The sequence below is a fragment of the Pseudomonas sp. NFX224 genome (assembly GCF_048565165.1).
GTDB lineage: Bacteria > Pseudomonadota > Gammaproteobacteria > Pseudomonadales > Pseudomonadaceae > Aquipseudomonas.
This window is the reverse complement of sequence record NZ_CP183416.1, coordinates 1038252-1063278: the sequence shown is the minus strand read 5'-3', so window position 1 is coordinate 1063278 and position 25027 is coordinate 1038252. Positions and strand designations below refer to the sequence as shown.

21 protein-coding genes are annotated in these 25027 nt (G+C 59.2%); 14 read left to right on the top strand and 7 right to left on the bottom strand.

Annotation, left to right across the window (positions count from 1 at the left end; genetic code table 11):
* Window positions 1-12: 12 nt before the first annotated feature.
* The 4 genes from pabB to ACNYC6_RS04585 form a co-directional block, all read right to left on the bottom strand.
* A complete protein-coding gene (pabB, locus tag ACNYC6_RS04600; protein ID WP_419711290.1) occupies window positions 13-1350 on the bottom strand; it encodes an aminodeoxychorismate synthase component I in 1338 nt (445 codons plus the stop codon).
* Window positions 1351-1430: 80 nt separating this feature from the next.
* Complete coding sequence (locus tag ACNYC6_RS04595) at window positions 1431-2417, bottom strand: alpha-L-glutamate ligase-like protein (protein ID WP_419711289.1); 987 nt, start codon at window positions 2415-2417, stop codon at window positions 1431-1433.
* The gene (locus tag ACNYC6_RS04590) at window positions 2417-3952 is read right to left on the bottom strand and encodes an inactive transglutaminase family protein (RefSeq protein WP_419711288.1); all 1536 of its coding nucleotides are present in this window, start codon (window positions 3950-3952) and stop codon (window positions 2417-2419) included. Before ACNYC6_RS04590 ends, ACNYC6_RS04595 begins: the two co-directional genes overlap by 1 nt.
* A gap of 5 nt (window positions 3953-3957) precedes the next feature.
* Entirely contained in the window at window positions 3958-4494 is a 537-nt protein-coding gene (locus ACNYC6_RS04585) for an ATP-dependent zinc protease (RefSeq protein WP_338585533.1), read from the bottom strand.
* A 298-nt stretch (window positions 4495-4792) separates the two neighbouring features.
* On the opposite strand from ACNYC6_RS04585, the gene ACNYC6_RS04580 reads away from it, so the two are divergent.
* The 6 genes from ACNYC6_RS04580 to prpD all read left to right on the top strand — a co-directional run bounded on the left by ACNYC6_RS04580 (window position 4793) and on the right by prpD (window position 13313).
* Window positions 4793-5512, top strand: a complete 720-nt coding sequence (locus tag ACNYC6_RS04580) for a GntR family transcriptional regulator (RefSeq protein ID WP_419711287.1) — start codon at window positions 4793-4795, stop codon at window positions 5510-5512.
* Window positions 5509-6399, top strand: coding sequence for a methylisocitrate lyase (gene prpB, locus ACNYC6_RS04575; RefSeq protein WP_008017616.1), 891 nt, complete (start codon window positions 5509-5511; stop codon window positions 6397-6399). Before ACNYC6_RS04580 ends, prpB begins: the two co-directional genes overlap by 4 nt.
* A gap of 44 nt (window positions 6400-6443) precedes the next feature.
* On the top strand, window positions 6444-7571 hold the full coding sequence (gene prpC, locus ACNYC6_RS04570) for a bifunctional 2-methylcitrate synthase/citrate synthase (protein WP_419711286.1): 1128 nt from the start codon (window positions 6444-6446) through the stop codon (window positions 7569-7571).
* 205 nt (window positions 7572-7776) lie between these two features.
* Entirely contained in the window at window positions 7777-10371 is a 2595-nt protein-coding gene (gene acnD, locus ACNYC6_RS04565) for a Fe/S-dependent 2-methylisocitrate dehydratase AcnD (protein ID WP_419711285.1), read from the top strand.
* A gap of 65 nt (window positions 10372-10436) precedes the next feature.
* On the top strand, window positions 10437-11627 hold the full coding sequence (prpF, locus tag ACNYC6_RS04560; protein ID WP_419711284.1) for a 2-methylaconitate cis-trans isomerase PrpF: 1191 nt from the start codon (window positions 10437-10439) through the stop codon (window positions 11625-11627).
* Window positions 11628-11828: 201 nt separating this feature from the next.
* Entirely contained in the window at window positions 11829-13313 is a 1485-nt protein-coding gene (prpD, locus tag ACNYC6_RS04555) for a 2-methylcitrate dehydratase (protein ID WP_419711283.1), read from the top strand.
* A 118-nt stretch (window positions 13314-13431) separates the two neighbouring features.
* Here the strand turns inward: prpD and ACNYC6_RS04550 are convergent, their stop codons facing one another.
* Entirely contained in the window at window positions 13432-14250 is an 819-nt protein-coding gene (locus tag ACNYC6_RS04550) for a pyruvate, water dikinase regulatory protein (RefSeq protein ID WP_338585538.1), read from the bottom strand.
* 174 nt (window positions 14251-14424) lie between these two features.
* Between ACNYC6_RS04550 and ppsA the strand changes: the two genes are divergently transcribed.
* From ppsA to ACNYC6_RS04510, 8 genes are all read left to right on the top strand, one after another.
* Window positions 14425-16800 (top strand): phosphoenolpyruvate synthase, encoded by a 2376-nt coding sequence (gene ppsA, locus ACNYC6_RS04545; RefSeq protein ID WP_419711282.1) that lies wholly within the window; start codon window positions 14425-14427, stop codon window positions 16798-16800.
* A 98-nt stretch (window positions 16801-16898) separates the two neighbouring features.
* Window positions 16899-17888 carry an alpha/beta fold hydrolase gene (locus ACNYC6_RS04540; protein WP_419711281.1) on the top strand — a complete coding sequence of 330 codons (990 nt, stop codon included), beginning with the start codon at window positions 16899-16901 and terminating at the stop codon, window positions 17886-17888.
* Between the two features lie 137 nt (window positions 17889-18025).
* Window positions 18026-18517, top strand: coding sequence for a ribonuclease E activity regulator RraA (gene rraA / locus ACNYC6_RS04535; protein WP_046027054.1), 492 nt, complete (start codon window positions 18026-18028; stop codon window positions 18515-18517).
* 27 nt (window positions 18518-18544) lie between these two features.
* Window positions 18545-19540, top strand: coding sequence for a zinc transporter ZntB (locus ACNYC6_RS04530; protein WP_419711280.1), 996 nt, complete (start codon window positions 18545-18547; stop codon window positions 19538-19540).
* 63 nt (window positions 19541-19603) lie between these two features.
* Window positions 19604-19852, top strand: coding sequence for a hypothetical protein (locus ACNYC6_RS04525; RefSeq protein ID WP_020801096.1), 249 nt, complete (start codon window positions 19604-19606; stop codon window positions 19850-19852).
* 2 nt (window positions 19853-19854) lie between these two features.
* Window positions 19855-20679, top strand: a complete 825-nt coding sequence (locus ACNYC6_RS04520; protein ID WP_008048604.1) for a mechanosensitive ion channel family protein — start codon at window positions 19855-19857, stop codon at window positions 20677-20679.
* A gap of 90 nt (window positions 20680-20769) precedes the next feature.
* Window positions 20770-21360, top strand: coding sequence for an RNA polymerase sigma factor SigX (gene sigX / locus ACNYC6_RS04515; protein WP_075949123.1), 591 nt, complete (start codon window positions 20770-20772; stop codon window positions 21358-21360).
* A 107-nt stretch (window positions 21361-21467) separates the two neighbouring features.
* Entirely contained in the window at window positions 21468-22499 is a 1032-nt protein-coding gene (locus tag ACNYC6_RS04510; RefSeq protein WP_419711279.1) for an OmpA family protein, read from the top strand.
* A 76-nt stretch (window positions 22500-22575) separates the two neighbouring features.
* Here ACNYC6_RS04510 and cobA read toward each other — a convergent pair whose 3' ends face one another.
* Both cobA and ACNYC6_RS04500 read right to left on the bottom strand, forming a co-directional pair.
* Window positions 22576-23328, bottom strand: a complete 753-nt coding sequence (gene cobA, locus ACNYC6_RS04505) for a uroporphyrinogen-III C-methyltransferase (protein WP_419711278.1) — start codon at window positions 23326-23328, stop codon at window positions 22576-22578.
* A 25-nt stretch (window positions 23329-23353) separates the two neighbouring features.
* Window positions 23354-25024, bottom strand: a complete 1671-nt coding sequence (locus tag ACNYC6_RS04500) for a protein kinase domain-containing protein (protein ID WP_419711277.1) — start codon at window positions 25022-25024, stop codon at window positions 23354-23356.
* Window positions 25025-25027 lie beyond the last annotated feature (3 nt).

The window sequence follows — 25027 nt, the reverse complement described above, 5'->3', positions numbered from 1 at the left end:
AGGGTCAGGGTGTCAGAGGTTTTGCAGGGTATCGAGCAACACCTTCACCTTGGTGATCGATTCCTGATACTCAGCCTGCCACTTGGAATCGGCAACAATCCCGCCACCGCCCCAGCAACACACCTGCCCATCCTTGACCAGCAAACTGCGAATGGCGATGGAGCTGTCCATCTCCCCACGCACGTCCAGATACAGTAACGAGCCGCAATACAACCCGCGTCGCGTCGGTTCCAGTTCGTCGATGATCTGCATCGCCCGAATCTTCGGCGCTCCGGTGATCGAGCCGCCAGGGAAGCTGCCGGCAATCAGGTCCAGTGCATCCCGATCATCCGCCAGTTCGCCGGTCACGCTGCTCACCAAGTGATGTACGTTCGGGTAGCTTTCCAGGCTGAACAATTCCGGCACCGATACCGAACCGGTGCGGCAGGTGCGGCCGAGATCGTTGCGCAGAAGGTCGACGATCATCAGGTTTTCCGCGCGGTCTTTGGGGCTGACCAACAGTTCGGCGGCGTTTGCTGCGTCTTCGGCAGGCGTCAGGCCGCGTGGGCGCGTGCCTTTGATCGGGCGGGTTTCCACATGGCGCTCGCTGACTTTGACGAAACGCTCCGGCGACAGGCTCAACACAGCGCCGCCATCGGGCAGGCTCTGGAAACCGGAAAACGGTGTCGGGCATGCTAGCCGCAGTGCGCAGTACGCGGTCCAGGGATCACCTTGGCACGGTGCGCGGAAACGCTGGGCGAAGTTGACCTGATAGCAGTCACCGGCCTGGATGTAGTGCTGGATGCGCTCGATTGCGTGGCGATATTGCTCAGCACTCAGCTCGGCATTCATCGGTGCCAGCAGTTTGAAAGGTGCGACTGTTTCAGCAACAGGCTGGCTGAACAGGCGGATCAAGCGCTGACGTTCGCTGTCGACCAGCGTCGGGTGAAACACCAGTTGGCTGGTGGCCTGTTGGTGATCGCTGATCAGCGCCCAGGCGTACAAGCCAAAACGTGCATCCGGCAATTGCAGATCGTCCTGCGCCTGGCTCGGCAGGTTCTCCAGATGGCGACCGAAGTCGTAGCTCAGATAACCGATCAAACCGCCGGCGAAGGGCAGATCATGGGCGACCGTCGCTTCACCGAGTTGTGTCAGATTGTCGCGCAGGCGTTGCAGGAAATCGTCGCCACTTTCGTCGGGCGATACCGTGACTTGCTCCAGCGGCCAGGCGCTGAGCAAGTCAAACCGCCCACGCTCGGCGCTGGGGCGGCCACTGTCGAGCAGCACGGCGCCAGGGGCATGACGAATGGCCGCGAAGTATTCGGCGGGGTTGGCGCGATAGGGTAGCGGGTGTACGGAACAGGTCAGCATGGGCGGAGTAGATCAGCCATCGAGGCGGGGTGGCGATTGTAGTCCCCTCGGGGAATTGCTCCTAGAGGGGATATGTCGGGTCAACCTTCAACCGGCGGAATATGCCCAAACATTTCCTGCACAAACGCCACACGTTCTTCGACGGTTTCAGTCACGCCGCGCGCCTTCAACTCTTCCAGTCGCGCCTCGACGGCATGGGTGCGCAGCGTCAGGCCGCAATCGTTGGCAATCTGGATATTCAAGCCCGGACGGGCATTGAGTTCCAGGATCAGCGGACCTTTTTCCTGGTCCAGCACCATATCAACACCGATGTAACCCAGCCCGCACAGCTCATAGCAACCGGCGGCGAGTTTCATGAAACCGTCCCAGTAGGGCAATTGCACGCCGTCCACCGCATTGGTGGTGTCGGGGTGCTTGGTGATGATGTTGTTCAGCCAAGTGCCGCGCAGCGTCAGACCGGTGGCGAGATCGACACCGACGCCGATGGCGCCCTGGTGCAGGTTGGCCTTGCCGCCGGACTGCCGGGTCGGCAGGCGCAGCATGGCCATCACCGGGTAACCCATCAGTACGATGATGCGGATGTCGGGCACACCTTCATAGCTGATGCTCTTGAAGATCTGGTCCGGTATCACCCGGTATTCGATCAGCGCCCGGTCGCGGTGCCCGCCGAGGGAGTACAGGCCGGTGAGAATGCTGGAAATATGGTGTTCGATTTCTTCATGGGGAATGATTTTTCCGGACACCGTGCGGTAGCGACCCTCGAAGCGGTCGGCGACGACAATGATGCCGTCACCGCCTGCGCCCTGTGCCGGCTTGATCACGAAGTCGTTGCGCCCGCCGATGATCTCGCCGAGCTTGTCGATTTCCTTCTCGGTGGAGATCACGCCATACAGCTCCGGCACATGGATGCCGGCGGTAATCGCACGTTCCTTGGTGATGATCTTGTCATCGACAATCGGGTACAGGCTGCGCTTGTTGTACTTCAGCACGTAGTCTGCGTTACGCCGATTTATGCCCATGATGCCCCGGGCTTCCAGGGCTTTCCAGGTTTTCCAGAAACCGAACATCAAGCGTCAGCCTTTTTCAGGAAGGCCTTGAAACGCACCAGTTCAGTCAGGCGGTAGCCGCGATAGCGCCCCATCGCCAGCATGAAGCCCACCAGAATCAACAGAATCGCCGGGAACGTGAACACGAAGTACACCAGTTCCGGCACGCTCATGATCAGGTGCGCCAGGGACGCGGCGAACAGCGTGCCGATCGCCACTTTCATGGCGTGGCTGGCGCCGCGTTCTTCCCAGGTGATCGACAGGCGTTCAATGGTCATGGTCAGGATCACCATCGGGAACAGCGCCACCGACAAGCCGCGCTCCAGGCCGAGCTTGTGGCTGAACAGGCTGATCGCTGCGATCAGCACCACCACGAACGTCAGCACCACCGACAGTCTCGGCAGCATTTGCAGCTTCAGGTGTTCAAGGTAGGAACGCAGCGACAGTCCCAGCGCGGTGATGATGGTGAACAGGACGATGCCGAAACCGAGTTGGGTTTCGCGGAAGGCCAGGGCAATCAGCACCGGGGTAAAGGTGCCGAGAGTCTGCAGGCCGATCAGGTTGCGCAGGATCAGGATCACCAGTACGCCGATCGGGATCATCACCATGATCATGAACGTCTGCTGGGTTTGCAGCGGCAAGCCGTACAGCGAGTATTCGAGGAAATTGGCGTCGGTGTTTTCGTCGGTCAGCTTGGCCAGGCGAATGGCGTTCATTTCGCTGTTGTTCATGCTGAACGTGACAGTGGCTTTCTTGCCGCCATCGACGGTGATCAGGTTTTCATCGCCGGTCCACCACAGCAAGCGGTCGGTCGGCAGGCCTTGCTCACCGGTTTCCGGATTGAAGTACAGCCAGTCGGTGCCGTTGAAACTGCGCAGCCAGAGTTCCGGCGTTTGCGGCTGGTCGGCCACCAGGCGAATGGTGTGCACTTTTTCCACCGGCACATGGGCGATGGAGAGCAGCAATTCGACGATTTTTGCCTTGTGCGCCGGCGTCGGGTCACCGGCCAGCAGCATCTTGGCGTTGTCGTCGTTGCTGTTGTTGACCCGTTTGATTGCTTCGCTGATGAAGGTCTCGACGTCGGCCGAATGCTGGCGGATCGGCGCGAGCAGGGCTTCGGCGGCGATTTTTTCCGGGCCTTCGATGGCGATGCTGTCGCGGAAGGTCGGGCCTTTGACCTTGGCTTTTTCGGCGGTGTAGCGCTTGGTCAGCACCAGGCGGTAATAAAGCGTCTGGTTGCCCTTGGCCCGACGTGCCGACCAGGTGACCTTGCGGTTACCGTCGACCCGGTTCACGGCCACGCCGTAGTTATTGGAGATGAAGCTCTCGTTGAGGCTCACGTAATCGCGGCTCAAAGGCGGCACGAACATCTGGATCTTGACCGGGTCTTTGGCACTGGCGACGAACTCGACCTTGGCGTCGATGTTCCACAAGTCGTCGGTGGCGTCTTCGGTCACGGGAATGCCCAGCACGAAGATCTGATAGGCCGTAACTGAAATGCCCAGCACCACCAGGATGGCGATCAGCATTTTCAGATGAAGGGTAAGAGAGCGCATTGGAATTACTCTGCGGTATGAGCGTCGGTAGCGCAGGCGGGTTTGCCGGCAGCGTATTTAAGACTGGGGTCGACCAGCGCATCGAAGCGTTTGAGCGCTTCGGAGCCGATCAAGAGCGGGTATTGGAAAGCGCTTCGGTCAGTAAGGTTCACTTCGATGCTGCGTAAAGCCGAGCCCATGCAGATATCCAGCTCGATCACCGGACGGGCGGTGTACTTCTTGCCTTCTTCCGGATCGTAGTCGCCGGCCCGGCGTTTGATCTTGCTGACGCGGGCCAGCGGGCGTTCGATCGGGTGCGAATGGGCGGCGTCGATGGCCAGATAGAAACGCACCCAGGACTCACCATTGCGTTTGAAACGCTTGATATCGCGGGCACTCAGGGAAGCGGTTTTCGCGCCGGTATCGAGTTTGGCGGCCACTTCCAGGTCGATGCCACCCAGAGACGCGTATTCGTTGAGGCCATACACAGTCTTTTCTCCCGCCATCGCTGCGCCAGGCAAGAAAAGAAAATAAAGGAATGCGGGGAAGGGCTTGAGTCTCATAAATCCTGGTGCGCAGCGGTCCGTACTTTGATTCAAGACCCTGGCATCGCTGCGCAAGCTCCTCGTATGCCTATCAGCTATTTATGACAGGCAGTGCAGATGTGACAAACAAATGCGGGCGGCATTCTAGCACGGCAGGTTTGTGGCGCCAGCGCCGACGGGTAGCTATAAACAGAAGGGCTGCTTCGTTATGGTGCAACCGGTTATTGGACGATTGTCGACAATGTTTATTTATCATTTGACTAATGTGGGCGTATTCGCTAGTTTTTGCGTCATTGTATTTCAAGGTGTCGACAATATGCTGGATCAACTCGATCCCCCGGTTTCTACGCAAGACGATACGGAGACGCTTTCCGAGAACGTCTTCCGCCGTATTCAGGCGGCAATCGTCAAAGGCGATATCGCTCCGGGCAGCAAAATCTCCGAACCGGAACTGGCCCGGACCTACGGCATCAGCCGCGGCCCGCTGCGTGAGGCTATCCACCGCCTCGAAGGTCAACGCTTGCTGGTGCGCGTGCCGCATGTCGGGGCGCGGGTGGTTTCGCTCAATCACGCCGAGCTGATCGAACTCTACGAAATCCGTGAATCCCTTGAAGGCATGGCCTGTCGTCTGGCCGCCGAGCGCATGAGCGTCGAAGAAATCGACGAGCTGCGTCGGGTGCTGGAAACCCACGAGCGCGACGAGGCCTTCCAGGCCGGTCGCGGCTATTACCAGCAGGAAGGCGATTTCGACTTTCACTACCGAATCATCCAGGGCAGCGGCAACCGCACCCTGACGCAAATGCTCTGCGGCGAGCTGTATCAATTGGTGCGCATGTACCGCATCCAGTTTTCCACTACGCCCAATCGCCCGCACCAGGCCTTTGCCGAACACCACCGAATTCTCGATGCCATCGCCGACCGTGACGGTGAACTGGCCGAGTTGTTGATGCGCCGTCACATCGGCGCCTCCAAACGCAACATCGCCCGTCATTACCAGGACGGCGCCAACCCGACAGCCAAACGAGGTGAGTCATGAGTTTGAACAAGAGCACTCCAGGCCAGCGTTTCCGCGATGCGGTCGCCAGCGAGCATCCATTGCAAGTGGTCGGCGCGATCAACGCCAACCACGCGCTGCTGGCCAAGCGCGCCGGTTTCAAGGCGATCTACCTGTCGGGTGGCGGGGTGGCCGCGGGTTCCCTCGGCGTGCCGGACCTGGGCATCACTGGCCTGGATGACGTGCTGACCGACGTGCGCCGCATTACCGATGTCTGCGACCTGCCGCTGCTGGTGGACGTCGACACCGGTTTCGGTTCCTCGGCGTTCAACGTGGCGCGCACCGTCAAGTCGATGATCAAGTTCGGCGCGGCGGCGATTCACATCGAAGACCAGGTCGGCGCCAAGCGTTGCGGCCACCGTCCTAATAAAGAAATCGTGACCCAGCAGGAAATGGTCGACCGCATCAAGGCAGCCGTTGATGCGCGCACCGACGACAGCTTCGTGATCATGGCCCGCACCGACGCCCTGGCGGTGGAAGGTCTGGAATCTGCCCTGGACCGTGCCGCCGCGTGCATCGAGGCCGGCGCCGACATGGTGTTCCCGGAAGCCATCACTGAACTGGAAATGTACAAGCTGTTCGCCAACCGCGTGAAAGCACCGATCCTGGCCAACATCACCGAATTCGGCGCGACCCCGCTGTACACCACCGAGCAACTCGCCGCTGCCGACGTGTCGCTGGTGCTGTACCCGCTGTCCGCCTTCCGTGCCATGAACAAGGCTGCGGAAAACGTCTACACCGCGATCCGTCGCGACGGCACGCAACAGAACGTCATCGACACCATGCAGACTCGCATGGAGCTTTACGATCGCATCGACTACCACACCTTCGAGCAGAAGCTCGATGCGTTGTTCGCGGCGAAGAAGTAAGTCGAATTACTCCCTGATAAATTCAAGAACAATTGGAGGCACAAATGGCCGAAGCAAAAGTACTCAGTGGCGCCGGGCTCCGTGGCCAGGTAGCCGGGCAAACCGCACTGTCCACCGTGGGCCAGTCGGGTGCCGGTCTGACCTATCGTGGTTATGACGTTCGTGAACTGGCGGCTGACGCACAGTTCGAAGAAGTCGCTTACCTGCTGCTGTACGGCGAACTGCCGAGCAAAGCGCAACTGAGCGCCTACATCACCAAACTGAGCAAGCTGCGTGACCTGCCGCAAGCACTGAAAGAAGTGCTGGAGCGTATTCCCGCCGACGCGCACCCGATGGACGTGATGCGTACCGGTTGCTCGTTCCTGGGCAACCTTGAGCCGGAGAACAGCTTCTCCGAGCAGCACGACAAGACCGACCGTCTGCTGGCGGCTTTCCCGGCGATCATGACCTATTGGTATCGCTTCAGCCACGAAGGCAAGCGCATCGATTGCGTGAGCGACGAGCAGTCCATCGGCGGCCACTTCCTGCACTTGCTGCACGGCAAGAAGCCGAGCGAGTTGCACGTCAAGGTGATGAATGTTTCGCTGATCCTCTACGCAGAGCACGAGTTCAACGCATCGACCTTCACCGCCCGTGTTTGCGCGTCGACCCTGTCCGACCTGTATTCGTGCATCACCGCGGCCATCGGTTCGCTGCGCGGTCCGCTGCATGGCGGCGCCAACGAAGCGGCGATGGAAATGATCGAGCGCTTCTCGTCGCCGGAAGACGCGATCAAAGGCACCCTCGGCATGCTCGAGCGCAAGGACAAGATCATGGGCTTCGGTCACGCGATCTATAAGGACAACGATCCGCGTAACGAGGTGATCAAGGGTTGGTCGAAAAAACTCGCTGACGAAGTGGCCGACAAGGTGTTGTTCCCGGTTTCCGAAGCCATCGACAAGACCATGTGGGAGCAAAAGAAACTGTTCCCGAACGCGGACTTCTACCATGCCTCGGCGTACCACTTCATGGGCATTCCAACCAAGTTGTTCACACCGATTTTCGTCTGCTCGCGCCTGACCGGCTGGGCCGCCCACGTGTACGAACAACGCGCCAACAACCGCATCATCCGTCCAAGCGCCGAATACACCGGCGTTGAACAGCGCAAGTTCGTGCCAATCGAACAACGCTGAATGGTGGAGGCTTGACGCCGGGATCTGAATGCAACGCAGATCCTTGTAGGAGCGAGGCTGCTCGCGATGACGGACTGACATTCAACATCAATGTCACCCGCTACATCGCTATCGCGAGCAGGCTCGCTCCTACAGTGGATCGTGTGAATTTCTGGACCTTGCCAGGCCCCGCCTTTTGAAACTACCGTGACCCGAGTCCTGACCGATGAACACTGAATTCCGCAAATCGCTGCCTGGCAGCCAACTGGATTACTTCGACGTCCGTGCAGCAGTCGAGGCCATTCAGCCCGGCGCCTACGACACCCTGCCTTACACCTCTCGCGTACTGGCGGAAAACCTTGTGCGTCGCTGCGACCCGGCCACGCTTACCGAATCCCTGAAGCAATTCATCGAGCGCAAACGCGACCTCGACTTCCCCTGGTTCCCGGCCCGCGTGGTGTGCCACGACATCCTCGGCCAGACCGCACTGGTCGACCTCGCCGGCCTGCGCGACGCCATCGCCCTGCAAGGCGGCGACCCGGCGCAAGTCAACCCGGTGGTGCCGACGCAACTGATCGTCGACCACTCCCTGGCCGTCGAGCGCGGTGGTTTCGATCCGGAAGCGTTCGAGAAGAACCGCGCCATCGAAGACCGTCGCAACGAAGACCGTTTCCACTTCATCAACTGGACCAAGAAGGCGTTCAAGAACGTCGACGTGATCCCGCCGGGCAACGGCATCATGCACCAGATCAACCTGGAGAAAATGTCTCCGGTGATTCAGGTGCGTGACGGTGTGGCCTTTCCTGATACCTGTGTCGGCACCGACAGCCACACCCCGCACGTCGATGCGCTGGGCGTGATCGCCATCGGTGTCGGTGGTCTCGAAGCCGAAAGCGTGATGCTCGGCCGCGCCTCGTGGATGCGCCTGCCGGAAAGCGTCGGCGTCGAACTGACCGGCAAGCTGCAACCGGGCATCACCGCTACCGACATGGTGCTGGCGCTGACCGAGTTCCTGCGCAAGCAAAAAGTGGTGGGCGCCTGGCTGGAATTCTTTGGCGAAGGTGCATCGGCACTGACCCTCGGTGACCGCGCGACCATCTCCAACATGGCCCCGGAATACGGCGCCACCGCGGCGATGTTCTACATCGACCAGCAGACCATCGACTACCTCAAACTCACCGGTCGTGAAGACGAACAGGTGCAGTTGGTCGAGAACTACGCCAAGCAGGTCGGCCTGTGGGCTGACAGCCTCAAGGGCGCGCAATACGAGCGCGGTTTGACCTTCGACCTATCCTCGGTCGTGCGCAACATGGCCGGCCCGAGCAACCCGCACGCCCGCGTCGCGGTGTCGGATCTGGCCGCCAAAGGCATCTCCGGTCAGTGGGACGATGTGCCGGGCCAGATGCCGGACGGCGCGGTAATCATTGCCGCCATCACCAGCTGCACCAACACCAGCAACCCGCGCAACGTGATCGCCGCCGGCCTGCTGGCGCGCAACGCCAACAAGCTCGGCCTGACCCGTAAGCCATGGGTCAAGTCGTCCCTGGCACCGGGTTCGAAAACGGTCGCACTGTACCTCGATGAAGCCGGCTTGACCGATGAGCTGGACGCGCTCGGTTTCGGCGTCGTCGCCTTTGCCTGCACCACCTGCAACGGCATGTCCGGCGCACTGGACCCGGTGATCCAGCAAGAGATCATCGACCGCGACCTGTACGCCACAGCGGTGCTCTCGGGCAACCGTAATTTCGACGGCCGGATTCACCCGTACGCCAAGCAAGCGTTCCTCGCTTCGCCGCCATTGGTGGTCGCTTACGCCATCGCCGGGACCATCCGTTTCGACATCGAAAAAGATGTGTTGGGCGTGGTCGACGGCAAGGAAATCCGCCTGAAAGACATCTGGCCGAGCGATGAAGAAATCGACTCAGTGGTGAAAGCTTCGGTGAAGCCTGAGCAGTTCCGTCAGGTGTACATCCCGATGTTCGCCATCCATGAAGACACCGGCCCGAAAGTCACGCCGCTGTACGACTGGCGCGAGATGAGCACCTACATTCGCCGTCCGCCTTACTGGGAAGGTGCACTGGCCGGTGCGCGTCCGCTCAAGGGCATGCGCCCGCTGGCCGTGCTGCCGGACAACATCACCACCGATCACTTGTCGCCGTCCAACGCGATCATGATGGACAGCGCCGCTGGCGAATACCTGGCGAAAATGGGCCTGCCGGAAGAGGACTTCAACTCTTACGCAACTCACCGTGGTGACCACCTGACTGCGCAGCGCGCAACCTTCGCCAACCCGAAACTGTTCAACGAAATGGTTCAGGAAAACGGCAAGGTCAAGCAGGGTTCGCTGGCCCGCGTCGAGCCGGAAGGCCAGGTCATGCGCATGTGGGAAGCCATCGAAACCTACATGGACCGCAAGCAGCCGCTGATCATCATTGCCGGTGCCGACTATGGTCAGGGTTCGTCCCGCGACTGGGCAGCAAAAGGCGTGCGCCTGGCCGGTGTCGAAGCGATTGCCGCCGAAGGTTTCGAGCGTATTCACCGCACCAACCTGGTGGGCATGGGCGTGTTGCCGCTGGAGTTCAAGCCGGGCACCAACCGCCACACCCTGGCGATTGATGGCAGTGAAACCTACGACGTGATCGGCGAGCGTACCCCGCGTGCCGAACTGACGCTGGTGATCCATCGCAAGAACGGCGAACGCGTCGACGTACCGGTGACCTGCCGCCTCGATACGGCTGAAGAAGTGTCGATCTACGAGGCCGGCGGCGTGTTGCAACGCTTCGCCCAGGACTTCCTCGAAGAGTCGGCGGTTGCCGTTTAATACAGCTGTGCAAACACGGGACTTTAAGTCCCGTGTCTGTTTTCAAGGTTAGGAGAAAGAGCAACATGGCTCACGCAGCTCAGATCAAGATTCCCGCGACCTACATGCGCGGCGGCACCAGCAAGGGCGTGTTCTTCAGCCTGAAGGATTTGCCTGAAGCGGCACAGGTTCCCGGCCCGGCCCGCGACGCTTTGCTGCTGCGTGTGATCGGCAGCCCCGACCCGTACGACAAGCAAATCGACGGCATGGGCGGCGCGACCTCCAGCACCAGCAAAACCGTGATCCTGTCGAAAAGCATCAAGGCCGATCACGACGTCGATTACCTGTTCGGTCAGGTCTCCATCGACAAGCCGTTCGTGGACTGGAGCGGCAACTGCGGCAACCTGTCGGCGGCGGTCGGTTCGTTCGCGGTCAGCAACGGACTGGTGGACGCCAGCCGCATTCCGCACAACGGTGTGGCGGTGGTTCGCGTGTGGCAAGCCAACATTGGCAAGACCATCATCGCCCATGTGCCAATCACAAACGGTGAGGTGCAGGAGACCGGCGATTTCGAACTCGACGGCGTAACCTTTCCGGCAGCTGAAGTGCAAATCGAGTTCCTCGATCCGGCAGCGGACGAAGAGGGCGGTGGCGGTTCAATGTTCCCCACCGGCAACCTCGTGGACGATCTCGAAGTGCCTGGCGTCGGCACCTTCAAGGCGACCCTGATCAACGCCGGCATCCCGACGATTTTCGTCAACGCCGAGGACATCGGCTACAAGGGCACCGAGCTGCAAGGTGCGATCAACGGCGACCCGAAAGCCTTGCTGATGTTCGAAACCATCCGCGCTTATGGCGCACTGCGCATGGGCCTGATTGCCAACATCGACGAAGCAGCCAAGCGCCAACACACGCCGAAAGTGGCCTTCGTAGCCAAACCGGCGGACTACGTTTCGTCCAGCGGCAAAGCCATTGCGGCGGGCGATGTCGACCTGCTGGTGCGCGCACTGTCCATGGGCAAGCTGCACCACGCGATGATGGGCACGGCGGCAGTCGCCATCGGCACGGCGGCGGCGATCACCGGCACGCTGGTCAACCTCGCGGCGGGCGGTATCGAACGCAACGCGGTGCGCTTCGGCCATCCGTCCGGCACCTTGCGCGTCGGCGCCGAAGCCAGCCAGGCCAACGGCGAATGGACCGTGAACAAGGCCATCATGAGCCGCAGTGCCCGGGTGTTGATGGAAGGGTTTGTGCGAGTGCCGGGTGATTCTTTCTAGGATCCACCCAGAACTACTGTAGGCGTGAGCCTGCTCGCGATAGCGGAGTGTCAGTTGACATCAATGTCGGATGTGCCGAAGTCATCGCGAGCAGGCTCACTCCCACAGTGGGCTGCATTTCAATAATAAGAATTTGTCATTGACTGAGAATGCCCTGAACCGAGGTCCCATCAACGACCCACTTCATAGAGTGAATCGAACATGAGTGCCAACGTCGATCTGAACAACCGTCCCGACTACGACAAGGTCCTGCAGGACATTGCCGATTACGTCCTCAACTACAAGATCGAGTCCAAAGAGGCGCTGGATACCGCGCGCAACTGCCTGATCGATACTTTGGGTTGCGGCCTTCTGGCCCTGCGTTTTCCCGAGTGCACAAAACATCTCGGACCTGTGGTCGAAGGCACCGTCGTGCCATTCGGTGCGCGCGTGCCGGGCACCAGTTACCGGCTCGATCCGGTCAAGGCTGCCTGGGACATCGGCTGCATCGTGCGCTGGCTCGACTACAACGACACCTGGCTCGCCGCCGAGTGGGGGCATCCGTCGGACAACCTCGGCGGCATTCTCGCGGTGGCTGACCATTTTTCACAAAAACGTCTGGCCAATGGCGAAGCACCGCTGACTGTTCGTATAGTTCTTGAAGCGATGATCATGGCCCATGAAATTCAAGGCGTGATCGCTCTGGAAAACTCGTTCAACCGTGTCGGCCTCGATCACGTCATCCTGGTGAAAGTCGCCTCGACCGCGGTCACCGCCAAACTGATGGGTGCCAACCGCGAGCAATTGTTGTCGGCGTTGTCCCACGCCTTTGCTGACGGTCAGGCGTTGCGCACGTATCGGCATGCGCCGAATGCCGGCTCGCGCAAATCGTGGGCGGCAGGCGATGCGTCGAGTCGTGGCGTGCGCCTGGCGGATATTGCGATGCGCGGCGAGATGGGTATTCCCGGTATTCTGAGCGCCAAACAGTGGGGTTTTTACGACGTATTGTTCAGCCATACCAACAACGATCTGGCGCTAAAGCCTGAAGACAAACGGGCTTTCAGTTTTTCGCGGCCGTACGGCAGTTATGTGATGGAAAACGTGTTGTTCAAAATCAGTTTTCCCGCCGAGTTTCACGCGCAAACGGCCTGTGAAGCGGCGGTGACCTTGCACCCGCAGGTGCGCAATCGCCTGCATGAAATCGATAAAATCGTCATCACCACCCACGAGTCGGCGATCCGCATCATCTCCAAGGTCGGCCCGCTGGCCAATGCCGCCGACCGCGATCATTGCATCCAGTACATGACTGCCGTGCCGCTGGCCTTCGGTAACCTGATCGCCGAGTACTACGAGGATGATTTCCACAAGGCGCATCCGATCATCGATGTGCTGCGCGACAAGATGGTGATAGTTGAGGAGCCGCGTTTCACCCGTGAATACCTGGAGCCCGACAAGCGCTCCATTGCCAACGCGGTACAGGTATTTTTCAAGGATGGGGCCAGCACAGAGAACGTGGTGGTGGAGTACCCGATTGGCCATCGTCGGCGCCGGGTCGAAGGCATTCCGTTGCTGGAAGACAAGTTCAAGGCGAACTTGCTGACACGATTCACCGGGCAGCGCAGCGAGGAGGTTTTTGAATTGTGCAAGGACCAGGTAGCGCTTGAAGCGACGCCGGTGAACCGGTTTGTGGATTTGTTTGTTATCTAGGCGATCGCGTTATCGGTAAATCGCTAGCAGCTAGCTCCCACAGGGGATTTGCGGTGAACACAAGTCAACTGTGGGCCGCTAGCCTGCTAGCGATGAGGCCAGAACAGGCAATAAAGAATTACTTGAACCGCCGCTCGACGCCTTTCTCCACAAGGATCTTCGCGGAGATTTCTTCCACCGAAAAGTGTGTGGAATTGATGTTCGGAATGTTCTCGCGGCGGAACAGGTTTTCCACCTCGCGCACTTCGAACTCGCACTGGGCGTAGCTCGAATAGCGGCTGTTGGGCTTGCGCTCGTTGCGGATCGCGGTGAGGCGGTCCGGGTCGATGGTCAGGCCGAACAGCTTGTGCTGGTGGGCGCGCAGGGCGGCGGGCAGTTGCAGGCGTTCCATGTCGTCTTCGGTCAGCGGGTAGTTGGCCGCGCGGATGCCGAATTGCATCGCCATGTACAGGCACGTCGGTGTCTTACCGCATCGCGACACGCCCACTAGTATCAGGTCGGCCTTGTCGTAATAGTGCGTGCGGGCACCGTCGTCGTTGTCGAGGGCGAAGTTGACGGCCTCGATACGTTCCATGTAGTTGGAACTGGTGCCGATGGAATGGGATTTGCCCACGGTATAGGAAGAATGCTCGGTCAGTTCCTGCTCAAGTGGTGCCAGGAACGTCGAGAAAATGTCGATCATGAAACCATTCGAGGTCGCGAGAATCTCACGAATGTCCTGATTGACGATGGTGTCGAAGATAATCGGACGGAAGCCGTCGGTTTCGGCGGCTTTGTTGATTTGTTGTACCATGGCCCGCGCTTTGTCCACGTTGTCGATGTACGGCCGCGTGACTTTGCTGAAGGTAATGTTTTCGAACTGCGCCAGGAGGCTCTGGCCGAGGGTTTCGGCGGTAATGCCCGTGCCATCGGAGATAAAGAAAGCAGATCGTTTCATTTGCACCTTGGGCCTTAAGCTAGTGACGAATCTTGGATATGATAGGCGCGGTTTGCCGGCCGCCAATGGCCCGCATTCTCACTTATTTTCCAGGTCCAGGCCATATAGCCGGCAAATGCACACTTAAGCAGCCGGTTTCTGAGCTTTTCCAACACAGTTAGTGGAGAGATCACCTTGGTAGAGTACGTAGTTTCCCTCGACAAGCTCGGCAAACACGATGTTGAGCACGTGGGGGGCAAGAACGCATCCCTGGGCGAGATGATCAGCAACCTTGCAGGTGCCGGTGTATCGGTACCCGGTGGCTTCGCCACGACCGCTCAGGCGTATCGTGATTTCCTGGAACTGAGCGGCCTGAATCAGCAGATTCACGACGCCCTTGATGCCCTCGACGTCGATGACGTGAATGCCCTGGCGAAGACCGGTGCCCAGATCCGTCAATGGATCATGGAAGCCGAGTTCCCGGAAAAACTGAACGCCGAAATCCGTACTGCGTTCGCCGCGCTGTCCGCCGGCAACCCTGACGTGGCCGTGGCCGTCCGTTCTTCCGCTACCGCCGAAGACTTGCCGGATGCCTCTTTCGCTGGCCAGCAGGAAACCTTCCTGAACATCCGTGGTGTCGAAAACGTCATTCGCGCCGCCAAAGAGGTGTTCGCTTCGCTGTTCAACGACCGTGCAATTTCCTATCGCGTGCACCAGGGCTTCGACCACAAACTGGTCGCCCTGTCGGCTGGCGTGCAACGCATGGTTCGCTCCGAAACCGGCACTGCCGGCGTGATGTTCACCCTCGATACCGAATCGGGCTTCCGTGATGTTGTATTCATCACCGGCGCCTACGGCCTGGGTGAAACCGTCGTGCAAGGTGCGGTGAACCCGGATGAGTTCTACGTCCACAAGGGCACGCTGGCCGCTGGTCGCCCGGCGATCCTGCGCCGCAACCTGGGCAGCAAGGCCATCAAGATGATCTACGGCGACGAAGCCAAGGCCGGTCGTTCGGTGAAAACCGTCGACGTGGACAAAGCCGAGCGCGCACGCTTCTGCCTGACCGACGCTGAAGTCAGCGAGCTGGCCAAGCAGGCGATGATCATCGAGAAGCACTACCAGTGCCCGATGGACATCGAGTGGGCCAAGGACGGTGACGACGGCAAGCTGTACATCGTGCAGGCTCGTCCGGAAACCGTGAAAAGCCGCACCCAGGCCAACGTCATGGAACGTTACCTGTTGAAAGAAACCGGCACCGTGCTGGTGGAAGGTCGTGCAATTGGCCAGCGCATCGGCGCCGGCAAGGTCCGCATCATCAAGGACGTGTCCGAGATGGACAAAGTCCAGCCAGGTGACGTTCTGGTCTCCGACATGACTGACCCGGACTGGGAGCCGGTCATGAAGCGCGCCAGCGCCATCGTCACCAACCGTGGCGGTCGTACCTGCCACGCGGCGATCATCGCCCGTGAGCTGGGCATCCCGGCCGTGGTCGGTTGCGGCAATGCCACCCAGCTGTTGAAAGACGGCCAGGGCGTGACCGTTTCCTGCGCTGAAGGCGACACCGGTTTCATTTTCGAAGGCGAACTGGGTTTCGACATCAAGAAGAACTCCGTGGACGCCATGCCGGATCTGCCGTTCAAGATCATGATGAACGTCGGCAACCCGGACCGCGCCTTCGACTTCGCACAGCTGCCGAACGCCGGTGTGGGCCTGGCCCGTCTGGAGTTCATCATCAACCGCATGATCGGCGTGCACCCCAAAGCACTGCTGAACTACGACGGTCTGCCGCTGGACATCAAGGAAAGCGTCGACAAGCGCATCGCCGGTTACAACGACCCGGTCGGCTTCTACGTCGAAAAACTGGTCGAAGGCATCAGCACCCTGGCCGCTGCGTTCTGGCCGAAAAAGGTCATCGTGCGTCTGTCGGACTTCAAGTCCAACGAATACGCCAACCTGATCGGCGGCAAGCTCTACGAGCCGGAAGAAGAAAACCCGATGCTGGGCTTCCGTGGCGCTTCGCGTTACATCAGCGAATCGTTCCGTGACTGCTTCGAACTCGAGTGCCGTGCTCTGAAGCGTGTGCGCAACGAGATGGGCCTGACCAACGTTGAAATCATGGTGCCGTTCGTCCGTACTTTGGGCGAAGCGAGCCAGGTGGTCGATCTGCTGGCCGAAAACGGGCTGGCCCGTGGCGAGAACGGCCTGCGCGTGATCATGATGTGCGAACTGCCGTCCAACGCCATTCTGGCGGAGGAGTTCCTTGAGTTCTTCGACGGTTTCTCCATCGGTTCCAACGACCTGACCCAGTTGACTCTGGGCCTGGACCGTGACTCCGGGATCATCGCGCACCTGTTCGATGAGCGTAACCCAGCCGTCAAGAAGCTGTTGGCCAACGCCATTGCCGCCTGCAACAAGGCTGGCAAGTACATCGGCATCTGCGGTCAAGGCCCTTCGGACCACCCGGACCTGGCCAAGTGGCTGATGGAACAAGGCATCGAAAGCGTTTCGTTGAACCCGGACTCCGTACTGGAAACCTGGTTCTTCCTGGCTGAGGGTCAGGCTCAGGCTTGATCCGATGTGAACGGGCCGTTCCCACAGGGGGGCGGCCTTTTTGAGTTTCAAGCAGGGCGGGCTCCATCAGGATGCCGCCCTTTTTTGTGCAAGAGATTATGCAAAGCAGCAGCAACCTATTTCCTGTCGCCCTGATCAGCGCCGAGCGGCGCGGTGATCTGAGCGAAGATGTTTATCGTTTGAAACCGGCCAACAGCCCGGATCCGAGTGTCGAGTTGGCGGTCACCCGCCTGGGCCTGGCCGATGAGCCTGCGGTGCGCGGCGTGCCAGTGATTCTGTTGCATGGCAGCTTTTCCAATCGGCGCTTCTGGTTTTCGCCTAAAGGCCTGGGTCTCGGGGCTCATCTGACGCGTCTGGGATTCGATGTGTGGATTCCGGAAATGCGCGGGCACGGCCTGTCCCAGCGCAACCAGAACTACCGCAAGAACCGTGTCGCCGACTATGCACGTTACGATTTGCCGGCCATTGGCGCCTTCGTCCGCGAACAGAGCGGCCAGGTCCCGCACTGGATCGGTCACTCGCTGGGCGGCATCACCCTGGCGGCGGCACTGGGCGGTGAGTACATCGGCGAGCCTGTGGTCGCGTCTGCGGCGTTTTTCGGCACGCAAGTCAGCCGCACCTACTGGCCGCTGAAAATTCCGCCGGTGGAGTGGAGCGGTCGCTTCATCCTCAAGCGCTTTGCCCAGCTGTCCGGTTCCCGACTCAAGCGCGGCCCGGAGGACGAGCCAATTGGCCTGGCCCTGGAAAGCATGCGTTGGTACGGTTTGTTCGGGCGCTTCGGCGATGCCGACAAGGACTGGTGGGCCGGTTTGGCTAACGTTCAGGTGCCGGTACTGGCCGTGAGTGCCGTCAATGATCATCAGGACCCTGCCTGGGCCTGTCGCAAGCTGTTCGAGCAGATCGGTTCCGAGCACAAGCAATTCATCAATCTGGGGCGCGAGCAGGGCTTCGGCGACAATTTCGGTCATGTAGAAATGCTGGTCAGCAAAGCCGCGCAGGCGGAGGTCTGGCCGTTGGTGGCCCGTTGGCTAGCGGATCAGCAAACGCCTCTGTTGGGTGAGCAAGCGAACCTGGCCACGGCAAACTAAGCTGGACGCTCTATCAGGGGCATTTCGCTCTGATCGGCTTGCGGCTAAGATATGACGGATTGAGCTGTTCTGGTCATTTTCGATGATTGAATCATCAATGATGTTCGTGCCGTCTTCCTCTTTACAGGAGTTTCTCGATGAACCATTACCTCACGCCTGACCTGTGCGACGCCTATCCGGAGCTGGTGCAGGTGCTGGAACCGATGTTCAGCAATTTCGGCGGCCGTGACTCCTTCGGTGGCGAAATCGTGACCATCAAGTGCTTCGAAGACAACTCGCTGGTCAAGGAGCAAGTCGAGCTGAAGGGTAATGGCAAAGTCCTGGTGGTCGACGGTGGCGGTTCTTTGCGTCGCGCGTTGCTCGGCGACATGCTGGCCGAGAAAGCCGCGAAAAACGGTTGGGAGGGGCTGGTGATCTACGGTTGCATCCGTGACGTCGACGTCATCGCGCAAACCGATCTGGGGGTTCAGGCCTTGGCCAGCCATCCGATGAAGACCGACAAGCGCGGTATCGGCGACCTCAACGTTGCCGTGACCTTCGCTGGCGTGACCTTCCATCCCGGCCACTACATCTATGCGGACAACAACGGCGTGATCATCTCGCCGAGCCCGCTGAAAATGCCTGAATAAAATCCCCGATTGACTGAAGGAATGCGGATGTTCGAGGAAGAAAACGCGCAATGGGGGCTGGTACATGCTCTGGTGCTGGATGGTAAAGGCGGCGCGCGTTCGATAGCCCGGACAGAACTTGATGACTTGCAGCTGCAGGCCCATGAAAGCCTGTGGCTGCACTGGGATCGCAGTCACCCGCAAACCCAGACCTGGCTGCGCAAATCGAGTGGTCTGAGTGAATTCAGCTGTGACCTCTTGCTTGAAGAAAATACCCGTCCGCGGCTTTTACAGCTTTCCGACAGCGAACTGCTGCTATTTTTGCGTGGGGTAAACCTTAATCCGGGTGCCGAGCCTGAAGACATGGTGTCGGTACGGATCTTCGGTTCCGCCCAACGGGTGATTTCCCTGCGTTTGCGCCCGTTGCGCGCCACCGAAGAGCTGCTGGTGCAACTGGAGGAGGGCAAGGGGCCGAAAACCGCCTCCGAGCTCATTCTTTATATGGCGCAGTACCTGACCAACAAGGTGCAGGACCTGGTCAGTTGCCTCTCGGAAGTGGTCGATGAGGAAGAAGAAAAGCTGGACGCCGACGAACGGTATACACCGGAACACGGCGCTGTTTTGCAGATCCGTCGCCGGGCCGCTGCGTTGAAACGGTTTCTCGCTCCGCAGCGTGATATTTTTGGTCAGCTGACGCGGATCAAATTGCCCTGGTTCGTCGAAGATGATGGTGATTACTGGAACGAATTGAACAACAGCCTGACCCGCTATCTCGAAGAGCTGGAATTGACCCGAGAGCGCGTGGGGCTTGTCCTGGAGGCCGAAGACCGACGATTGAGCGTGCGCATGAACCGCACGATGTATCGCTTCGGGATCATCACCGGGATCTTTTTGCCGATGAGTTTTTTGACCGGTCTTTTGGGGATCAACGTCGGGGGAATTCCGTTTTCCGCAAGCCCCTACGGCTTCCTCGTTGCCTGCCTGCTGATGCTCTCGGTGGCGCTCGGGCAGTGGTGGTTGTTCCGACGTTTGCGCTGGGTGTAACGGTAAAGCATGTGACCCGACCAAATTTGACCGCGTCTTTCACAGACATCACGAGAGGTGCGTATGCACGATCCGTTTGAACAGTCTTTGCGCGACATGCTCAAGGCATCACCGTCCACCCGGGACGACGATGCGTGCCTTGGCCGTGTACTGAAAACCGCCAACCGCCAGGTCGGCGCCGGCGATCTGTTCAGCCTGCTGGGCCGCTGGCTGCCCGCGCTGATGATCGCCCTGAATAACGGCTCGGCCCACGTTGCGCCGGTGTCCCGTCTTCGTAAACCTACCGCTCGCACTGCTGATAAGGCTGATTGAATATGGAACTTGATCTCTGGACACAGAGCCTCGTCACTGCAATGACTGCGTTATGGACCAAAGTTGCGAACTTCATTCCGAACCTGTTCGGCGCACTGGTTGTGCTGCTGTTGGGTTTTGTCGTGGCCAAGCTGCTGGACACGCTGCTTTCCAAATTGCTCGCCAAACTGGGCCTTGATCGCCTGATGGGCGGCACCGGCCTGACCAAGTTGCTGTCCCGCGCCGGCCTGCAAGTGCCGATTTCCACGCTGATCGGAAAAATCGTCTATTGGTTCGTTCTGCTGATTTTTCTGGTTTCTGCCGCAGAATCCCTTGGACTTGAGCGAGTTTCAGCTACGCTGGACATGCTTGCGCTGTATTTGCCGAAGGTGTTCGGCGCGGCGCTGGTGTTGCTGGTCGGTGTCTTGTTGGCGCAATTGGCCAATGGCCTGGTGCGCGGGGCGGCAGAAGGCGTAGGCCTGGACTACGCTTCAGGACTTGGGCGAATTGCCCAAGGCTTGGTGATTATCATCAGTATTTCGGTTGCGATCAGTCAGTTGGAGGTCAAGACTGACCTGCTCAACCATGTGATTGTGATCGTTTTGATTACCGTTGGTCTGGCGGTTGCGCTGGCCATGGGTTTGGGAAGCCGGGAAATTGCCGGTCAGATTCTTGCGGGAATCTATGTGCGTGAGTTGTACCAGGTTGGGCAACAAGTGCGTGTTGGAGAGGTCGAAGGCCAGATCGAAGAGATCGGCACGGTTAAAACCACATTGCTGACCGATGAGGGTGAGCTAGTCTCTCTTTCCAATCGGATCCTCCTTGAGCAGCATGTGAGTAGCCGGTAACCCGGCAAACCCTGCTAATGTATGCCGCCGCAAAATGCCGCCTGATACTGGCTGCGGCGGACATTGACCTGACTGTCGGCCCGACTTGTTTTGAATAAAGCCCAATCGTTATCCATGCGCTATGATCCCCGCGAGCTCTCTGATGAGGAGTTGGTCGCGCGCTCGCATACCGAGCTGTTTCACGTAACGCGCGCCTATGAAGAACTGATGCGGCGTTACCAGCGAACATTATTTAACGTCTGTGCACGATATCTCGGGAACGATCGCGATGCAGATGATGTCTGTCAGGAAGTCATGTTGAAGGTGCTGTATGGCCTGAAGAACTTCGAGGGCAAATCGAAGTTCAAGACATGGCTATATAGCATCACGTACAACGAGTGTATTACGCAGTATCGGAAGGAACGGCGAAAGCGTCGCTTGATGGACGCATTGAGTCTTGACCCTCTTGAGGAAGCGTCCGAAGAAAAGGCGCCGAAACCCGAAGAGAAGGGCGGACTTGATCGCTGGCTGGTGTATGTGAACCCGATTGACCGTGAAATTCTGGTGCTACGATTTGTCGCAGAGCTGGAGTTTCAGGAGATCGCAGATATCATGCACATGGGTTTGAGTGCTACAAAAATGCGGTACAAACGCGCTCTAGATAAATTGCGTGAGAAATTTGCAGGCATTGCTGAAACTTAGTTCGGCGCAAATATCTCTTACGTGTAGGCAAGTTCTGATAGACTTGCCGCCGAGTTGTCCCCCGGTTTGCGGGACTGCTTCACAATCACCAGATGGGGATTTAACGGATGAAACTGAAAAACACCTTGGGCTTGGCCATTGGTTCTCTTATTGCCGCCACTTCGTTCGGCGCTCTGGCACAGGGCCAAGGCGCAGTTGAAATCGAAGGCTTCGCAAAGAAAGAGTACTACGACAGCACCCGTAACTTCAAAAACGACGGCAACCTGTTCGGTGGTTCTGTTGGTTACTTCCTGACCGACGACGTTGAACTGCGTCTGGGCTACGACGAAGTGCACAACGTGCGTTCCGACTCCGGCCAGAACATCAAGGGCGCGAACACCGCTCTGGACGCTCTGTACCACTTCAACAACCCAGGCGACATGCTGCGTCCTTACGTCTCGGCCGGCTTCTCCGACCAGAGCATCGACCAGAACGGTTCGAACGGTCGTGACCGCTCCACCTTCGCCAACGTTGGTGGCGGCGCCAAGCTGTACTTCACCGACAACTTCTACGCCCGTGCCGGCGTTGAAGCTCAGTACAACATCGACCAGGGCAACACCGAGTGGGCTCCTAGCGTCGGTATCGGTGTGAACTTCGGTGGCGGCTCCAAGCCTGCTGCTGCTCCAGTTCCAGCACCAGAAGTCTGCTCCGACAGCGACAACGATGGCGTTTGCGACAACGTTGACAAGTGCCCGGACACCCCAGCCAACGTAACTGTTGACGCTGATGGCTGCCCAGCAGTTGCTGAAGTTGTTCGTGTAGAGCTGGACGTGAAGTTCGACTTCGACAAGTCGGTAGTCAAGCCAAACAGCTACGGCGACATCAAGAACCTGGCTGACTTCATGAAGCAGTACCCATCCACCACCACTACTGTTGAAGGTCACACTGACTCCGTCGGTCCTGACGCTTACAACCAGAAACTGTCCGAGCGTCGTGCGAACGCCGTTAAGCAAGTTCTGACCAACCAGTACGGTGTTGAATCGTCCCGCGTTCAGTCTGTTGGCTACGGCGAATCCCGCCCAGTTGCTGACAACGCTACTGACGCTGGCCGCGCTGTAAACCGTCGCGTAGAAGCGCAGGTTGAAGCTCAAGCTAAGTAATTAGCCTGCAGCTCTGAGAAAAGCCCGGCTTAGGCCGGGCTTTTCTTTGTCTGCAATTTACTGAAAAAGGTTTGGATTAGGCGGTTTGATTGGCCAAGCCACGCTCCCATAGAGAGGCGGTTGCACGCGCTGCCACGGTGCCGATAACCAAAATGGCCGGGCTTTTCAGCTCGAAGTCATGGGCATCTTTTTCCATCGCTGCCAGATGGCTCCGGCATTCGCGCTGATGCGGCAATGAAGCGTTTTCGATCATCGCCACCGGCATGTCTGCCGTCATCCCGCCGGCCAGCAACTGTTCACGGATTTCGCTGAGCTTGGCCACACCCATGTAGATCACTAACGTCGTGCCGCTTTGGGCCAGTGCCTGCCAGTTCAGGCTGCTGCCGTCCTGAGTATGGGCGGTGACCAGTGTCACACCGCGCGCCACGCCACGCAGCGTCAGTGGTATATCGCATTGCGTCGCACCGGCGAGCCCGGCCGTGATGCCATTGACCAGTTCAGCCTCAACCCCGCGCTCACGCAGCCACTGCGCCTCTTCACCGCCACGCCCGAAAATGCATGGATCGCCACCCTTGAGTCGCACCACGCACTTGCCCTGGCGCGCATAACGCAACATCAGGCGATGAATGAACGCTTGTGGGGTGGACCGGCAGCCGCCGCGCTTACCCACAGGAATGATCCGCGCCTGGTTGCAATGTTCGAGGATGGCGGTATTCACCAGATCATCGATCAGCACTACATCCGCCTCTTTCAACGCCCGCACAGCCTTGAGCGTCAGCAATTCCGGATCACCAGGGCCTGCGCCCACCAGCCAGACTTTTGCGTTCATCGTGTTTTCCTCATTTGGCATGACATCAGCCATGAAATACCGCAAATAAAAGCGCCAGATTCGCCACCAATGACAGCAGCGCCAGCGTTCGCCATACCTTCAGCGGTTCGCGCTCGAGCAACGGGCGTGGGCGCACGGTCAAACTGTGCCGTTCGCCTTGTTCGATCAGTAGCAGCCATTCTTCCGCCGTTTCATAGCGCAGCGCTGGATCTGCGGCGACCGCACGTTCCAGACTTTGTGTGAGCCACTCTGGCAAATCGGGCCGATAGCGACTGGCGCTGATCGGTACACCGAATCGTGGCCGCTGGAACGCTTCAATCTCGCCGTAGGGGAAATGCCCGGTCAGCAGGTAGTACAAGGTCACGCCAACCGCATAGAGATCCTGTTGCGGGGTTGGCGCTTCACCGCGAAAAGCTTCCGGTGCAATGAAACTCGGCGTTCCGGGCAGGGTAGAAGGCTGGTCTGCGGACAGTCCGGGGCAGTAGGCGAGCCCGAAATCCAGCAGGCGCAACTCACCGTCGTCCCCCAGCAGCAGATTTTCCGGTTTGATGTCGCGGTGGAGAATCTGTCGCCGATGCAGCATGCCGATCGCTCGAAGCAAGCGCTCGGCGAGGTCCTGCCATTGCGCCAGCGGCAATGGACCGACCTGGTCATGCAGATGCGCCAGGGTCGAACCGGAATATTCGCGCATCACGTAGTACAAATGCTGGCGCTGACTGGCGGCATGGACTTCAGGAAAATGCCGCCCGGCCACGCGCTTGAGAAACCATTCCTCCGATAGCAAGGCTTGCCCGGCCTGATGATCGTCGTGCAGGCGGCCGGGCAGGGTTTTCAGCAGCCAGGGTTGCTGCTGAGCGTCACGTACCCGATAGAGCAATGATTGCTGGCTCTGCCCAAGGATTGCTTCGACTTGCCAGCCTTCGAAATCCTGTCCCGGTTTCAGTGCCGGCGGCAGCGGCCATTGCTGCAAGTGGATCAGTGCATCGCCAATGCTGGTTTCACCGAGGGCATCGACCCGCACCAGCAAGGCGCTAGCGTTATCCTGACTGCCGGCCAGGTGCGCGGCGTTGACCAGCGTTTGCGCAGCGCTATGCAGATCCGGCTGATCACGCAGAATTGCGGCAATCGCGGTGTCGCCCAGTACCGCCCAGATCCCGTCGCTGAGCAGCACAAAGCTCTCATCAAGGCGCAACTCACCGTCGAGAAAATCCAGCACCAGGTGTTGATCCAGGCCCAAGGCCCGCTTGAGCACATGCTGCATGCCCGGTTGATCCCAGACGTGATCCTCACTGACTCGCTGCAATTGATCCCCGTGCCAGCGATACACCCGACAATCGCCGACGTGAGCCAGGGTAAATCGCCTGCCACGCAGCACCAGAGCGCTCACAGTGGTCAATAGCGGTTGCCCGCCACCGTTGGCCTGCAACCAGCGGTTCTGCGCCAGCAGTAGGCGATCCAGGGCTTGTGCTACCCCCCAGGTTTCCGGGGTGGCGTAGTAATCCAGTGCCAGGGCCTGCAATGTCGAACGGGCGGCCAAGCCACCATCGGCGCACTGGCTGACGCCGTCGGCGATGGCGAACAAGTAACCTTTGCTGGCCGCCAGTGCCGGGGCCGGCGTGACCAGGCGCAAGGCGTCCTGGTTCTCTTCGCGAGGGCCGATGGCGCTGGCTTCGGCAAAACTCAGTTGCAGGCTCATTCA

Excerpts from the sequence above, each read along its gene's own strand:
- pabB (WP_419711290.1), bottom strand. The coding sequence starts at position 1,350 with ATGCTGACCTGTTCCGTACACCCGCTACCCTATCGCGCCAACCCCGCC.
- ACNYC6_RS04595 (WP_419711289.1), bottom strand. The coding sequence starts at position 2,417 with ATGTTCGGTTTCTGGAAAACCTGGAAAGCCCTGGAAGCCCGGGGCATC.
- ACNYC6_RS04590 (WP_419711288.1), bottom strand. The coding sequence starts at position 3,952 with ATGCGCTCTCTTACCCTTCATCTGAAAATGCTGATCGCCATCCTGGTG.
- ACNYC6_RS04585 (WP_338585533.1), bottom strand. The coding sequence starts at position 4,494 with ATGAGACTCAAGCCCTTCCCCGCATTCCTTTATTTTCTTTTCTTGCCT.
- ACNYC6_RS04580 (WP_419711287.1), top strand. The coding sequence starts at position 4,793 with ATGCTGGATCAACTCGATCCCCCGGTTTCTACGCAAGACGATACGGAG.
- prpB (WP_008017616.1), top strand. The coding sequence starts at position 5,509 with ATGAGTTTGAACAAGAGCACTCCAGGCCAGCGTTTCCGCGATGCGGTC.
- prpC (WP_419711286.1), top strand. The coding sequence starts at position 6,444 with ATGGCCGAAGCAAAAGTACTCAGTGGCGCCGGGCTCCGTGGCCAGGTA.
- acnD (WP_419711285.1), top strand. The coding sequence starts at position 7,777 with ATGAACACTGAATTCCGCAAATCGCTGCCTGGCAGCCAACTGGATTAC.
- prpF (WP_419711284.1), top strand. The coding sequence starts at position 10,437 with ATGGCTCACGCAGCTCAGATCAAGATTCCCGCGACCTACATGCGCGGC.
- prpD (WP_419711283.1), top strand. The coding sequence starts at position 11,829 with ATGAGTGCCAACGTCGATCTGAACAACCGTCCCGACTACGACAAGGTC.
- ACNYC6_RS04550 (WP_338585538.1), bottom strand. The coding sequence starts at position 14,250 with ATGAAACGATCTGCTTTCTTTATCTCCGATGGCACGGGCATTACCGCC.
- ACNYC6_RS04540 (WP_419711281.1), top strand. The coding sequence starts at position 16,899 with ATGCAAAGCAGCAGCAACCTATTTCCTGTCGCCCTGATCAGCGCCGAG.
- rraA (WP_046027054.1), top strand. The coding sequence starts at position 18,026 with ATGAACCATTACCTCACGCCTGACCTGTGCGACGCCTATCCGGAGCTG.
- ACNYC6_RS04530 (WP_419711280.1), top strand. The coding sequence starts at position 18,545 with ATGTTCGAGGAAGAAAACGCGCAATGGGGGCTGGTACATGCTCTGGTG.
- ACNYC6_RS04525 (WP_020801096.1), top strand. The coding sequence starts at position 19,604 with ATGCACGATCCGTTTGAACAGTCTTTGCGCGACATGCTCAAGGCATCA.
- ACNYC6_RS04520 (WP_008048604.1), top strand. The coding sequence starts at position 19,855 with ATGGAACTTGATCTCTGGACACAGAGCCTCGTCACTGCAATGACTGCG.
- ACNYC6_RS04510 (WP_419711279.1), top strand. The coding sequence starts at position 21,468 with ATGAAACTGAAAAACACCTTGGGCTTGGCCATTGGTTCTCTTATTGCC.
- cobA (WP_419711278.1), bottom strand. The coding sequence starts at position 23,328 with ATGAACGCAAAAGTCTGGCTGGTGGGCGCAGGCCCTGGTGATCCGGAA.
- ACNYC6_RS04500 (WP_419711277.1), bottom strand. The coding sequence starts at position 25,024 with ATGAGCCTGCAACTGAGTTTTGCCGAAGCCAGCGCCATCGGCCCTCGC.